16 protein-coding genes are annotated in these 13,858 nt (G+C 56.2%); 10 read left to right on the top strand and 6 right to left on the bottom strand.

The window, feature by feature from the left end; genetic code table 11:
* Positions 1-98: 98 nt before the first annotated feature.
* From HQL65_06010 to HQL65_05995, 4 genes are all read left to right on the top strand, one after another.
* On the top strand, positions 99-596 hold the full coding sequence (locus HQL65_06010) for a chemotaxis protein CheW (GenBank protein ID MBF0135774.1): 498 nt from the start codon (positions 99-101) through the stop codon (positions 594-596).
* Positions 597-679: 83 nt separating this feature from the next.
* Positions 680-2,443 carry an MCP four helix bundle domain-containing protein gene (locus tag HQL65_06005; protein ID MBF0135773.1) on the top strand — a complete coding sequence of 588 codons (1,764 nt, stop codon included), beginning with the start codon at positions 680-682 and terminating at the stop codon, positions 2,441-2,443.
* 135 nt (positions 2,444-2,578) lie between these two features.
* Positions 2,579-2,785, top strand: coding sequence for a type II toxin-antitoxin system HicB family antitoxin (locus HQL65_06000; protein ID MBF0135772.1), 207 nt, complete (start codon positions 2,579-2,581; stop codon positions 2,783-2,785).
* A complete protein-coding gene (locus HQL65_05995) occupies positions 2,782-3,000 on the top strand; it encodes a type II toxin-antitoxin system HicA family toxin (GenBank protein ID MBF0135771.1) in 219 nt (72 codons plus the stop codon). Before HQL65_06000 ends, HQL65_05995 begins: the two co-directional genes overlap by 4 nt.
* 3 nt (positions 3,001-3,003) lie before the next feature.
* On the opposite strand, the gene HQL65_05990 is transcribed toward HQL65_05995, so the two are convergent.
* From HQL65_05990 to HQL65_05980, 3 genes are all read right to left on the bottom strand, one after another.
* Positions 3,004-3,207 carry a hypothetical protein gene (locus HQL65_05990; GenBank protein MBF0135770.1) on the bottom strand — a complete coding sequence of 68 codons (204 nt, stop codon included), beginning with the start codon at positions 3,205-3,207 and terminating at the stop codon, positions 3,004-3,006.
* 102 nt (positions 3,208-3,309) lie between these two features.
* Positions 3,310-3,930 carry a Holliday junction branch migration protein RuvA gene (gene ruvA / locus HQL65_05985; GenBank protein MBF0135769.1) on the bottom strand — a complete coding sequence of 207 codons (621 nt, stop codon included), beginning with the start codon at positions 3,928-3,930 and terminating at the stop codon, positions 3,310-3,312.
* A 20-nt stretch (positions 3,931-3,950) separates the two neighbouring features.
* Positions 3,951-4,529, bottom strand: coding sequence for a hypothetical protein (locus HQL65_05980; GenBank protein MBF0135768.1), 579 nt, complete (start codon positions 4,527-4,529; stop codon positions 3,951-3,953).
* A 72-nt stretch (positions 4,530-4,601) separates the two neighbouring features.
* Between HQL65_05980 and HQL65_05975 the strand changes: the two genes are divergently transcribed.
* Positions 4,602-5,417, top strand: coding sequence for a ferredoxin--NADP reductase (locus tag HQL65_05975; protein ID MBF0135767.1), 816 nt, complete (start codon positions 4,602-4,604; stop codon positions 5,415-5,417).
* A 6-nt stretch (positions 5,418-5,423) separates the two neighbouring features.
* Here the strand turns inward: HQL65_05975 and trmB are convergent, their stop codons facing one another.
* Both trmB and HQL65_05965 read right to left on the bottom strand, forming a co-directional pair.
* Entirely contained in the window at positions 5,424-6,179 is a 756-nt protein-coding gene (trmB, locus tag HQL65_05970; GenBank protein ID MBF0135766.1) for a tRNA (guanosine(46)-N7)-methyltransferase TrmB, read from the bottom strand.
* The gene (locus HQL65_05965; protein ID MBF0135765.1) at positions 6,176-7,300 is read right to left on the bottom strand and encodes an aldo/keto reductase; all 1,125 of its coding nucleotides are present in this window, start codon (positions 7,298-7,300) and stop codon (positions 6,176-6,178) included. The genes trmB and HQL65_05965 overlap by 4 nt, the downstream gene beginning before the upstream one ends.
* Positions 7,301-7,628: 328 nt before the next feature.
* Between HQL65_05965 and HQL65_05960 the strand changes: the two genes are divergently transcribed.
* A complete protein-coding gene (locus HQL65_05960; protein ID MBF0135764.1) occupies positions 7,629-8,033 on the top strand; it encodes a type II toxin-antitoxin system VapC family toxin in 405 nt (134 codons plus the stop codon).
* A 7-nt stretch (positions 8,034-8,040) separates the two neighbouring features.
* On the opposite strand, the gene HQL65_05955 is transcribed toward HQL65_05960, so the two are convergent.
* Positions 8,041-9,603 (bottom strand): NAD(P)H-hydrate dehydratase, encoded by a 1,563-nt coding sequence (locus tag HQL65_05955; GenBank protein ID MBF0135763.1) that lies wholly within the window; start codon positions 9,601-9,603, stop codon positions 8,041-8,043.
* Between the two features lie 108 nt (positions 9,604-9,711).
* On the opposite strand from HQL65_05955, the gene HQL65_05950 reads away from it, so the two are divergent.
* From HQL65_05950 to HQL65_05935, 4 genes are all read left to right on the top strand, one after another.
* Entirely contained in the window at positions 9,712-12,444 is a 2,733-nt protein-coding gene (locus HQL65_05950; protein MBF0135762.1) for an EAL domain-containing protein, read from the top strand.
* A gap of 33 nt (positions 12,445-12,477) precedes the next feature.
* Positions 12,478-12,882, top strand: a complete 405-nt coding sequence (locus HQL65_05945; GenBank protein MBF0135761.1) for a hypothetical protein — start codon at positions 12,478-12,480, stop codon at positions 12,880-12,882.
* A gap of 33 nt (positions 12,883-12,915) precedes the next feature.
* Entirely contained in the window at positions 12,916-13,593 is a 678-nt protein-coding gene (locus HQL65_05940) for a hypothetical protein (GenBank protein ID MBF0135760.1), read from the top strand.
* Positions 13,594-13,626: 33 nt separating this feature from the next.
* Positions 13,627-13,858 (top strand): hypothetical protein (locus tag HQL65_05935; GenBank protein MBF0135759.1); only part of this gene is annotated, 232 nt, incomplete at its 3' end.

Below are 13,858 nucleotides of genomic sequence, written 5' to 3'. Positions count from 1 at the left end.
TTCCGGACCAACTGGCCAAGGTGGATCAAAAAAAGATTCAATGACAAGGGAGGGGAACCATGAACGAAGAAACAGGCAACGTCTTGGCAAAGACTGACATGCACGCCAGCAGGACACGGGGAGAGGAATTGGCCTGTACCCAATATTTGACCTTCACCCTCGACAACGAAATTTTTGCCGTGGATATTGCCAAGGTGCGCGAGGTTTTGGAATATACCGCCATCACCCATGTGCCGCGCACGCCCGAATTCATGCGCGGCATCATCAATCTGCGGGGAAAGGTGGTCCCCGTGGTCGATATGCGCATGAAATTCAGCATGGCCGAGTCCGAACGGACCGTCAATACCTGCATCATCATCGTCGAAATCGTCCAGGACGAGACGGTCCGGCAGATCGGTGCCCTGGCTGACTCCGTCAAGGAAGTCATGGACATCGATCATGACAAAATCGAGCCAGCCCCCAAAATCGGCACCAATCTGCGCAGCGAATTTCTCAAGGGCATGGGCAAGCATGACAACCAGTTCATCATGATCCTCGACATCAACCGGGTCTTTTCCAATGAGGATCTCATGTCCATGCAGCAGGCGGTGCATTGATTCGAGCCTCCATGGGTCATGCATCGCAACACAGACCAAACCCGGGTGTTTTTGTAGCCATTCCAAATACAGGGGAATTACACATGCAGTGGATTCTGGACATGAAGGTCGGTGCCAAACTGACCATGGCATTTTTACTCATCTCCATCATGATGGGCATCGTGGGCTGGGTGGGAATCAGCAACATGGGCGAAATAGATGCCGCCGACACCAGGCTTTATGAAGTCGAATTGCTGGGAATGAGCGCCATCAAGGAAATCAACATTGATGTTCTCAATGTTGTGCGGGCGGAAAAAAATTACCTGCTCTCGACCAGCAAGGAACAAAAGGATCGCTATACGTCCCGGTTGCCCGAGCTTTTCAAGGCACTACAAGATGATTTCAATACGGCAAAATCCAAGTTGTACACCGAAAAAGGCAAGGAACTCCTGGCCAAACTGGATACTGCCATTTCCGAATGGAAAGCGGTGCATGAGGAAGTCATTCGTCAGGCACAAGGCGAAGATGCCGCCAAAAACAAGGCCGCAGTGGAACTCAGCTTTGGCAAGGGACGCGAAAAGCTGAATGTGGTGGATGGTCTGGTGGCTGAATTGGCCAAGGTGAAGGAAGGGCGTGCCAAAGCCGTCTCGGATGAAAATACGGTCATATACGAAAGCAGTCGCAACCTGATGATCATCCTCATCGTCATCGCCGTGATTCTGGGCATGGGCATGGGTGCCCTCATCTCCCGCTCCATCACAGCTCCCCTGGATGCCGGGGTCAGACTGGCCACGGCCCTGGCCAATGGCGATCTGACCCAAAACATCAACGTTGAACGCCGGCAGGATGAACTGGGCAAGCTGTCTGAGGCAATGCGCGCCATGGTGGAAAAATTGCGGGAAGTGGTCAATGATGTGCGCAACGCATCCGACAATGTTGCCGCCGGCAGCAACGAGCTTTCCGACAGCGCCCAGAATCTCTCCCAGGGGGCCACCGAACAGGCCGCCTCGGTCGAAGAGACCTCCGCCGCCATGGAGCAAATGTCGGCCAACATTGCCAACAATACCGAAACATCCCAGACCACCGAAAAAATTGCCCGGATTGCCTCCAAGGATGCCGAAGATGGCGGCAACGCCGTCAACGAAGCCGTGACCGCCATGAAGCAGATTGCCAGCAAGATCAGCATCATCGAAGAAATTGCCCGGCAGACCAACCTCCTCGCCCTGAATGCGGCCATCGAAGCGGCCCGGGCCGGTGAGCATGGCAAGGGGTTCGCGGTGGTGGCGGCGGAAGTCCGCAAACTGGCCGAACGAAGCCAACTGGCCGCCGGAGAGATCAGTCAGCTCTCCGCTTCCAGCGTGCAGGTGGCGGAACGGGCGGGTGGGATCATCAGCAAGCTCGTGCCGGACATTCGCAAGACTGCGGAACTGATTCAGGGTATTGCCGCCTCCAGTCAGGAACAAACCCAGGGGGCACAACAGATCAATTCCGCCATTCAGCAGTTGGACCAGGTGATCCAGCAAAACGCCGGAGCCTCGGAAGAGATGGCCGCCACCTCCGAAGAACTCTCTGCCCAGGCCGATATTCTCGCGCAGGCCATCGGCTTTTTCCGGACCGGCGAAGGGTCGCACGGTTCCGCCAAACCCAAAATGGCCAAAAAAGCGCCCAGCACCCCAAAAGCGCCCTCCACCTCACAAAAATCAGCCGCCCCCTTGCAACTCACCCATGCCAAACCGGCAGCCAAAAAACCAGGCACCAAAAAACCGGCGGCATCGGCAACCCACGGCAAGGGAGCCGCATCGGGAGTTGATCTGGATATGAATGACGCGCATGGCTCCGGCAAAGAGGATGAGTTTGAAAATTTCTGAACCTACGAGGTGACTCGGAGTGTGAATCCACCCGGGAAGGAAGCGGCGTTGCCCTTCCTTCCCGGACAGGGTTCCGGTTGGGACTTATCAAACTTGCGTATCGAGAATGGAACGGAACGTTGGAAGGATGCCGGCATGCGACAAGTGATCATCTATCCTGGTGATGACGGCTTTTGGGTGGCAGAGTGCCCCAGCCTGCCCGGTTGCGTCAGTCAGGGAAAAACCAGAGGGGATGCCATCGTCAATATCCGGGAAGCCATTGAGGTATATATTGAAGTCCTTGAAGAAAAACATGCCCCGGTACCAGATGAACAGTTTGAAATCCTATTGGTAGCTGTGTGAACCGACTGCCACAACTTTCCGGTCGCGAATGCTTGGCCATATTGGAACGCTACGGCTTTCGGTTGATGCGCCAAAAGGGCAGCCATATGGTGGTGCAACGGAATAACCCTTTCTCGCAACTGGTGGTGCCCGATCACAAACAACTGGACCGTGGTACCCTGCGGGCCATCATACGTCAGTCAGGTCTGCCTGTGGACGCATTCCTCGAATCATGACAATCAAGTACTCCTGGACAGCATCTGTCGCGCCGCTTCGGCCAGGTACCCGGACCGGTTCATGCCCAATGCCTTGGCAGCATGATCGACCTGCAATACCAAGGTCTCGGCCATGGAAAGATTAAGCCGAACCCATCGGCAGGGAATTTCTGTTCGGATAAGGATGCGTCTACGGTAGAGAATGGCCGGGTAATGCCGAATTTCCATAAAACACCTCCTACATTACCTGATTTTCATCTTCGTCTGACGCTCAATACTCTTGAGAATGGGGAGAGAAAGATCCTTGACAGGATGAGGTACGGTTGCTTTTCAGGCCGACAAATCCCTCAGGGCCAGACGCAATCCGTCCTCCAGACGCACGGTATCCTGGGTAAGAACCCGGCGCAGGGTTTGTTCGACCTGGGCGGGCTTGAAGCCAAGATTGATCAGGGCCGAGGTCAATTCTGCCTTCAGGAGCGCGGGAGGCGATGGGGTGTTGGATCCGGGAGGTCCGGGAAGATTGGCCGTGGGGGAGATGGAACAGGCCACCGTGGCCACCTTCTCTTTCAATTCCATGGCCAAACGCTGGGCGGTTTTTTTGCCGATGCCGGGTACCCGGCTGAGGGTGGTCACATCCTCCCGGGCCAGGGCGTCCAGAATGACGGCAGGGGCAAGCGTCGAAAGAACAGCCAGGGCCAGGCGACCCCCCACCCCGGAAACCCCGATCAATAAATTAAATAGGACCTTTTCTTCCTGAGTGGCAAAACCATACAGGTGAATCAAATCTTCCCGAACGAAAGTAACGGTCCACAGTTCGGCGGCTTCGCCCACATTGGGCAACTGCGTGTAGGTGGAAAAGGGAATGAAAACCCGATACCCGACCCCTCCCACATCCACCAGAACCTGGTTGGGCTGCTTATCCGCCAACACACCCCGCAGCCGTGCGATCATGAAAGGACTCTCTCAATGATTTATTTGACGAGACGCAGATGATTGCGGGCAGAGGATTTTTTTTTGCCATCGGGTGGTGGAGCCGCATCCGGGTTGACGCACCCCTGAATGACGGCAAGTTTGGGTCGTTCCTCGCTTTCGCGCTGTTCGCGACCTTCCCCGGCCTGCCCCTCCCCGGCTGCAGCACCCTGCACCGCCGGCACGATGCCCAAGGGAGTGACCTGGCTGGAACCCTGTTTGTCACCGACGACATTCTGGGCGGCGAAATAACCTTTGCGAAGCTGTTCCGGCATGGCCTCCGGCCACAACATGCCCTGCCCCGAATCGGGATTGAACGCCCCCCACAGCGCCTCATAGGGAATGATGCAATAATGCGGAATGCCGCCAAAGCGCAACTCGGACTCGACGGTCCGGAGACCGATTTCGATGGATTGGGGCATTTTGGTATTGAGGACCAGGCGCAAACCGGTGTCCGAGGCAAAGCGGCGCGGCACCTCCACCCCTTTGCAGGTGGCGTCCACACAGAGCATGACCCGCCCCTCCCGTTCCAACAGGGTGCGAATCACCTCTCCCTTGCCAACTTGTTGATCGTGTATCATGCGACCATCCTATAACATTCCGACCGCGCCACGGCAAGGTTTCGGAGACCAGACATCAGGAAACAGGCCACCATGACCGCCACACCCGACAATGCCACATTGATCCAACGACTGGACATTTCTCCCCGCCTGATCATTCTGCGGATTCGACCGGATTTTCCGATCTCTTTCGTACCGGGGCAATTCACGGTCCTGGGTCTGCGGCAGGCTGCCCCCCGGGTGGCGGATGCCGATCCGGAAACCGTCCCGCCGGAGAAGGCCGACCGCCTGATTCGCCGGGCCTACTCCATCAGTTCCGGCAGCCACGAGACCGATTATCTGGAATTTTATATTGCCCTGGTGACCGGTGGTCAATTGACGCCGCGCCTTTTTGCCCTCAAAACCGGGGATCGGCTTTTCGTGGGACCCAAAGCCACGGGCATGTTTACCCTGGACCGGGTTCCCCCGGGACAGAACATTCTGTTGGTGGCCACGGGAACGGGACTGGCTCCCTATCTCAGCATGGTGCGCACCCTGGCCATGGCCACCCGGTGTCCTGCCATGCCCCTGGCCATTCTGCATGGTGCCAGCCACTCCTGGGACCTGGGCTATCGCGCCGATCTCGAAGCCCTCAGCCAGAAATGTCCCACCGTTCGTTATGCCCCGGTCGTCTCCCGCCCCCAGGAGGAGACCGGTTGGCAAGGTCGCACCGGTCGCCTGACCGAATGGTTCACCCCGGAACGTTTGCAGGAAATCAGCGGTTTTGCCCCGGATCCGGCCCACACCCACATTTTTTTATGCGGCCATCCCGATCTGGTGGAAGATGGCATGCAGACTTTCCAGGCATGGGGCTTCGATCCCGGCAGCCGCAAGGAACCCGGCAATCTGCATGTTGAAAAATATTGGTGAATCTTTTCAATTCCTTACATATGAAAAATAAAACGTCGGGCGACCAGCCAGGTGGCCTTTTTCCTGAAAGCGGGTGACGATCCACTCTTCCGGAGGAGCCGACGGACCGCCCACAAAGGCCGGATGAACACTGATGGTCGCGGCCATCCATTCGGCATACTCCTGCCAATCGGTCGCCAGGGTGAGACGGCCCTGGGGGCGCATTTTCAACGCCAACAAATCAAGAAATTCCGTTTGGATCAGGCGACGTTTGTGATGGCGCTTTTTGGGCCAGGGATCGGGAAAGTTGATGATCACCCGGTCAATGCTGGCATCCGGCAACAGGTCACGCAGAATGGGATGGGCATGGCCACGAACCACGCGCACATTGCGCTGTCCGTTGGCTGCCAGTTTGCGCAGCAGGGAGGCAATCCCTTCGAGAAACACCTCGATGCCGATCAGGGCATCCCGGGGATGGCGACCGGCCAGATGGGCCAGATAATCCCCATTGCCAAAACCAATCTCCACCCACAAATGTTCCGCAACCGGTTCCGCCCCCCATTGTTGCAAAAATATTTCCCGCCCGGAAGCCGCTTCCAGACACTGGCCGGGCAATATTTCTTCGAGCCGTCCCCTTTCCGACCCGGTCAAATGTCCCTGCTTGCGTCCGTAGGTCTTGAAACGCCACAGATCCGGACCTGGGTTCGGTGCAGAACGGAGCGCTTCTCCCGGGCCGGGACCGGGCTGGCTCAGATCTTCATTGGTCTGGGAAAAACGGCTCATGGATCATCCCTTTCGTCGCCTGTCAGCAGGTTGTGAACTTCCAGCATCCGGTCCGGAATGGCCAACCCCTCCGGACAACGGGGCAGACACTCCCCACACCGGTTGCACGCCACCCCCTTGGCACCCGGAACCCAACGATTGTCGGGTTGCATGTTGCCATAACGATAGCGACCAAATTCAACCATGTCATAACACACCGCCAGTTTCAAAAGCCGCAGCAACTCCGGAATATCAATTTTTTCCGGGCAGGGCAGACAGCGTTGGCAGTGGATCCGGCACCGTTCCAGGCCAGACCCCTGCACGGCAGCTTGCAAACGACGCTCGGCGGCCCGTTCGGCAGCACCCCACCAGGGCTGGGGAGTGAGGCTTTGCAGATGAATCGCCATCTGGGCCGGATCGCTCAGACCCAGACTCAATGTATGCACCTCGGGATGGGCCAGGAGCCAGCGTTCGTTGTAGTTGACCGGATGCAGGGGAGCGGTGAGGCGTTGCAGCCGTGCGGAGGGTTGATAGAGCATCCCCCCCTTGTCGTTGGGCGAAATGATGAGAACCCCCATGCCCAGGGCCGCCGCCAAAGCCAGGGCCGGCCAGTTGCCGGATTGCAGGGCATAATAATGCACATTGAAAAAATCAAAGGCGGCGGTACTCAGGGTTTGCAGCATCAAGGGCAACGGGGCATGCGAAGAAAAGCCCAGATGCCCGATCAATCCTTCGGCACGTGCCTGTTCCAGGACAGCCAGGCACCCCTGGGGTGCAAAGGTTTTTTGATAATCCGCCGCCGTGTTGATGCCATGCACGGCGTAAAAATCCAGACGACTCACTCCCAGACGCCGCAAGGTCAGTTCCAGATTGTCACGCATCGCCCCCGGAGGGTCTGTAATCAATCCCTTGCCCATGAGTTGGTACCGGCCGCGCATACGCGGTGGCAGATGGCGCAGGGCATGGCCGATCAACCCCTCGCTTTTGGGATATCCCTGGGCCGTTTCGATCAGATTGCACCCGGCTTCGATAGCAGTTACAATTACCTGAAAAGCATTCTCCAGGCTGTCGTCCGGCAACACCTCCGCCGGCTGGTCCCAGACATGCAAAAAACGCATGCCACCCAGAGTGAAAACCGACACCGTCCGGCCGGTGTGTCCAAAGGATCGATATTCCATGGCTTTACAAGAAGACCGACTGTATGCCATTGCCCATCCACAATGGGAAGGAGGCGTTGATGCAAACCGTTATGGCCAAGGTGTTTATCAGCGGCGGCAGCCAGACAATCCGTTTGCCTGAGCAGTTTCGCCTGGATACGGATGAGGTTTTCATTTCCAAGTCCGGCAACTCACTTATTTTGACGCCTTGCACGAGTTCCTGGGAAGGTTTTATCGAAGGATTCAGTGGTTTCAGTACTGATTTCACAATTTCCGGCGAGATGTCCGCCGATGTACCCAGAAAAACATTCCCATGATTCGCTACATGTTGGACACCAATGCCTGCATCGGTATCATCAACGGCAATCCGCCCTCTTTGCGCCAGCATCTGCTCCAGATTTCCCCCAATGAAATCGCGATATCGCAAATTGTCCGGTATGAACTGGAATTCGGTGTTTGCAACTCAAGGCAACCACAAAAAAATCGTGCCAATTTGGCCAACTTCCTGAAGCACATTCGAGTTTTGGATTTTGGCAACGATCAATCAATCATGGCAGCCCAGATACGTTGCGATCTGCTTCGTAGCGGCCAACCGATAGGCCACCATGATACGCTGATTGCTGCCCATGCCCGGTCGCTGGAAGCCATATTGGTCACTCATAACACACGCGAATTCCAACGGGTCAATGCGTTGCCATTGGAAGATTGGGAACAGTAATATTTTTTTATTTCATCTCATGACGCAACCGTTGCAGATGCGGCAACAAATCCGAGGCCAGCAGGCCGGCACTGCCGCATTCGGCGGCCACGGCATCGCCGGCGGCACCATGCAACCACACCCCGCCCCGCACCGCACTGGCCACCGGCCATCCTTGTGCCAACAGACCACCCACAATACCGGTAAGGAGATCACCGCTGCCCCCGGCGGCCATGCCGGGATTGCCGGTGTCGTTGATCCAGGCCGTGCCATCCGGGGCGGCGATCACCGTGCCGGCCCCTTTCAGGACCACCCAGACCCCCCAGGTCACGGCCCAACGGGTTGCCATCCCCAACCGGTCACGCTGCACCCCGGCAACATCGCTTTGCACCAGACGGGCCATTTCACCGGGATGGGGCGTCAGCACCAGGGGGGAACGGCGTTCCCGGGTCAGGGTGTGGACCCCATCCGGGGAGGCGGCCAAAAGGTTCAAGGCATCGGCATCCAGCACCACCGGCACGTCAAAATGGCTACACAGGGCACGTAACCCCTGCAACACCTCGGGGTCCGTCCCCAGGCCCGGTCCCATGGCCATGGCGGTGGGACGCACACCGGCGGCGACCACGACCTCCGGCAGGGCTGCACCGACAACCTCCCCGGTCGCCGGCACAACCGGCAAGGGAAGGGTCATCGCTTCCAACAAACCGGGTGCCACCAGGGGCAAAACCGGCTCCGGTATGGCGAGGGTGACCAGTCCCGGTCCGGTGCGTAACGCCCCCCGGGTCGCCAGAATGGCCGCACCGGTCTTGCCACGGCGACCGGCAAAAATCAACAAATGTCCGAAGCGTCCCTTGTGGCCATCCGGATCCCGCCCTGGAATCGTCAGGTCCGCCGGCAGGTTGCGTCCCACCCGATGTTCTGGAATTTCCAGATATGTTTGGGGAATACCGATGGGAATCAAAATCACCTTGCCGCAAAGGGCCGCCCCGGGATGGGTTCGATGGCCGATTTTTTCGGCAGCGAAGGTGACGGTCCAATCCGCCCGTACCGCCACCCCCAATACCCGACCGTCATCCGCCGCCACCCCCGAAGGCAAATCCACGGCCAGAACCGGTTTGCCACTCCGATTGATCGCCTGAATCACCTCGGCAAACAGGCCGGTGATCTCCCGTTGCAAACCGGTCCCGAACAGGGCATCCACCACCACCCCGGCGTGGGCCAGGGCACCTTGCAGGAGGGCCAGACCATCCGGACCCGTCACCGACTGGCATTGTCCACCCAGACCGACAAAGACCCGATAATTGGTCAGGGCATCCCCGCGCAGGCGTTCTCCCTCGCCAAGCAGAAACACCCGCACCCTGACGCCACTTTGCAACAAACGCCGGGCCACAACAAAACCATCCCCACCATTGTTGCCCAATCCCGCCACCACCACCACGCGGCGCTGGGCCAGATCGGACACCTGCCGCCAAATGGTCTCCACCACGCCTGCCCCGGCATTTTCCATCAACACGATACCCGGCAGACCAAGTTCCTCGATCGTGCGCCGGTCGGCTGCCGCCATCTGGGTCCCTGTCAGCAATCTGGCCATGTGTCCTCTTGAAAATATGGTTGAAAAATTGAAAATTTTGCAGACATCACCATCGGTTGTATAATTTGTCAGCATGCAGTCGGAATGGCAACGGGGAGAGTGTGCTGCTTGAGCGGCTGGATCGAAAAACAGGTCGCGCAAACCAGGAATCGGGAGAAAAAAGTGTCGTTCAATCTGAAAAACATGGGACTCATGGAAATCGGCCACATGGATCAGGCCGTCAACAAATTTGCCAGAGAGTGCCGGGATGCCGGGGAGTTTGCCAACACCCTGGTACAATTTTTCTTTGATCAACTCATCGATGACCAGTCACAAGAGAGATCATGCGTCCTGGCCCGTTTTTTCATGACCAGACAATACGCCCATCTTGATGAACATGTGCAGGAAATCGTCAATCGATCCCTGGCGGTCGCCACTCCGGATCCACACATGAAATGTTTGACGCTGTTGGCGACCAGGGGACTGCGACCCGCATGGAACGATCCCGCCGCATCCCTCAACCATCTGGTCATTCCCTTCATCGACAAGGAATTCATTACCAACATTCCCATGATTTCACAATTGCTCAAACAGATCGGCCTGGACATCGATGTCATCCTGAATCCGGACCCCGAACTGCTCGTGGATCTGGGGCAGCAGAGTTTTGGTGTTTTTTTTGTCAGGAATGCCCTGGGCAGCCAATATATCCCGGCCCAGAAAGAGTTTGTCGAACCGATGCAGGTCAAGTCGGTTCTGGGTTTTGGAGGCATCCTTCCCGATGGCAATCTGTTTGCGATCATCCTGTTTTCCCGGACGGAGATTCCCATCGAAACGACCAAACTGTTCCGGGTGATCACCCTGAACATCAAGGTTGGCTTGTTTGCCATTGCCAACCGTCAGGACATGGCTCAACGACATACTCTCCAAAATACTCATGAACTCCGGCATCAAATTTTCGTCCACCAGGAACTTTTGCGGGAATACCGGGAGACGATCATCCACCAGACCGAACTGTTGCAGAAAGAGATTGCATTCGGCAAGCAACAGGCCGCGATCATCAAACGCAATTACGACTCCAGGATGGTGATCAATAAACTGCTGGAGACCACGCTGATTTCCCAAAAATTCGAACAGATGCTGGGCACCTTGCTGGACATCATCTTTACGGTGCCCTGGTTTGCGCTGTACCCCAAGGGATCGGTCTTTCTGGTGAATCAGGCGACCGGCATGCTGGAGCTGATCGCGCACCGGAATTTTGGCCAGGAGTTATTGGGCAGATGTCAGCGTCTGCGTCTCGGAGAGTGCCTGTGCGGAAAAGCGGCCCTGAGCGGAAAACTTCTTTTCAGCTCCCAGGTCGATGCGCGACATGAAATCCAATACCCGGGCATGCCCGATCACGGACACTACTGCGTGCCGATCAAATCCGGCACCCAAATCCTGGGCGTCATCAACCTGTATGTGAATGCCAACCATCGCTCCGAGCCTGACGAACTGGAATTTCTGGAATCCGTGGCCTACACCATGGCAGGGATCATCGAGCGGAAAAAACTGGAAATCCGTATCCAGCAACAGGCCGAACTCGATGAATTGACCGGGCTGCCCAACCGGGTTTTGTTCCGGGACCGGCTGGAACTTGCCATCAATACGGCAAAACGCAACCGGACCGAAGTGATCCTGATGTTTCTGGATCTTGATGGTTTCAAGAAGGTCAACGATACCCTGGGCCACAAGGCGGGGGATCAACTTTTGCAGGAAGCGGCGCGCCGCATCTCCGCCTGTGTGCGCACCTCCGATACGGTGGCCCGCCTGGGTGGTGATGAATTTACCATCATCCTGCCCAAGCTGACCCACCTTTTCTACGTGGAATATGTCATACGGCGCATCCTCGAAGAGTTGGCAAGACCGTTTTTTCTGGTGGCAGGCGAGGGTCGCATCTCCGGCAGCATCGGGGTTGCCATTTATCCGCGTGACGCGGTGGATCCAAATGACCTGCTCACCCATGCCGACATGGCCATGTATCATGCCAAACATGCCGGACGTTCCACCTTCCGCTTTTTCGAACCGGCCATGACCTCCGAGGCCATGGAACGACTGAAAATTGAAAAATCCCTGCAACAGGGTTTGGAACGGAATGAATTTCTGCTCCACTACCAGCCGAAGGTCAATCCGGTATCCGGGGAAGTGGTCGGCATGGAAGCCCTGGTACGCTGGCAACAACCAGATGAGGGCATCGTCTCGCCCGCCAAATTCATCCCGGTGGCCGAACAAACCGGTTTGATCGTCGCCATCGGCAACCAGGTGTTGACCATGGCCTGCCGACAAAACAAAAACTGGATCGATGCCGGATTCAAACCGTGTCGTGTTTCCGTCAACCTGTCGGTCCGGCAACTGAAACAAGGTGAAAAACTGTTCGCCACCATCAGCGGGGTACTGGCTGCAACAGGATTGCCACCCGAGTATCTGGAACTGGAAATCACCGAAAGCATGATGATGGAAAATATCAAGGATGCCGTCACAACCCTGGAACGGATCCGGGGGCTGGGCGTCTGGATCTCGGTGGACGATTTCGGCACCGGTTATTCCTCCCTTGGTTCCCTGAAAAATCTCCCCATTCAGATTCTCAAGATCGACCGTTCCTTTATTTCCGGTCTGGGAACGAACCAGGATCTCCAGGCCATTGTTTCCGCCATCCTGCACATGGCCCGGCAGTTGAACCTGCGGGTCGTCGCCGAGGGGGCCGAAACCAGCGAAGAGGTGAAGTTTTTGAAAGAGATGGGCTGTGATGAAATCCAGGGGTTTTATTACGCCAAACCCATGCCGGCCATGGATTTTGCAAAAATTTTACAAAATGGTCGCATTTGACGAAGTGAACAAAATAAGCCCAGGGAGACAATCATGGATTATCAAGCTGTTTTCGACAAGATTTGGGCCACTCTGGACCAGATAACGGAAGAACAAAAACAAATAACAGCAAGTCAACTCAGATCAGAGGCTGAACATATTCGTATTCAAAAAAAAATGGATGACTTCGCCAAAAGCAGTGCCGAACGCAGCGCCAGAGTGGATGCCCAGATCGATCGGGTGGACAAACAGCTCGGGGAGATGGGCAATCGTCTTTTTTTCCCGACCTATGCCAACATGCACATCATGGGTGCCGTCGCCGGCATGGTCATTCCGGACCATGTCGCCCAAATGGCCATGAAGGCCGGGCTTTTCGTCATCGCCCCATCCGGAGATACGGTACGCCTTCTCAATTCAATGTCATTCAAGCCACGCACCTGGAATCAGGTCGATGGATGATCCCAACCGAAAAAAGAACCCAGGGAGACAATCATGGATTATCAAGCTGTTTATGACAAAATTTGGGCCACTCTGGACCGGGTGACGGAAAAACATGACCGGATTGCGGAAAAAATTGACCAGATAACGGAAGAACAAAAACAAATAACAGCAAGTCAACTCAGGTCAGAGGCTGAACATATTCGTATTCAAAAAAAAATGGACGACTTCGCCAAAATCAGTGCCGAACGTAGCGCCAGAGTGGATGCCCAGATCGACCGGGTGGACAAACAGCTCGGAGAGATGGGCAATCGCCTGGGAGAGTACGTGGAAAGCATGGTCGCCCCGGCCTGTGAAACCCTGTTTGCCGAGCGCGGCATACCCGTGCATGAAGTCAGCCCGAATCGCCGTGTCCGGCGGCATGGCGACAGCATGGAACTGGATCTGACCGTCATCAACGATCACCTGCTGGTCGTGGTGGAGACCAAATCCAAACTGACCGAAAAACATATCAAAAAATTTTTGAAAAAACTGCCCAAGGTACCCATTTTTTTTCCGACCTATGCCAACATGCACATCATGGGTGCCGTCGCCGGCATGGTCATTCCGGACCATGTCGCCCAAATGGCCATGAAGGCCGGGCTTTTCGTCATTGCCCCATCCGGGGATACGGTACGCCTTCTCAATTCGATGTCATTCAAGCCACGCACCTGGAATCAGGTCGATGGATGATCCCAACCGAAAAAAGAACCCAGGGAGACAATTATGGATTATCAAGCTGTTTTCGACAAGATTTGGGCCACCCTGGACCGGGTGACGGAAAAATCAGAGGCTGAACATGCGCGTATTCAAAAAAAATTGGACTACCTTGCCGAAAGCAGCATCAGGCTCGATGCCCAGATCGATCGGGTGGACAAACAGCTCGGCGACATGGGCAATCGTCTGGGAGAGTACGTGGAAAGCATGGTCGCCCCGGCCTGTGAAACCCTGTTTGCCG

This window comes from Magnetococcales bacterium, from assembly GCA_015228935.1.
Lineage (GTDB): Bacteria > Pseudomonadota > Magnetococcia > Magnetococcales > DC0425bin3 > HA3dbin3.
This window is presented reverse-complemented; position numbering and strand designations above follow the sequence as displayed.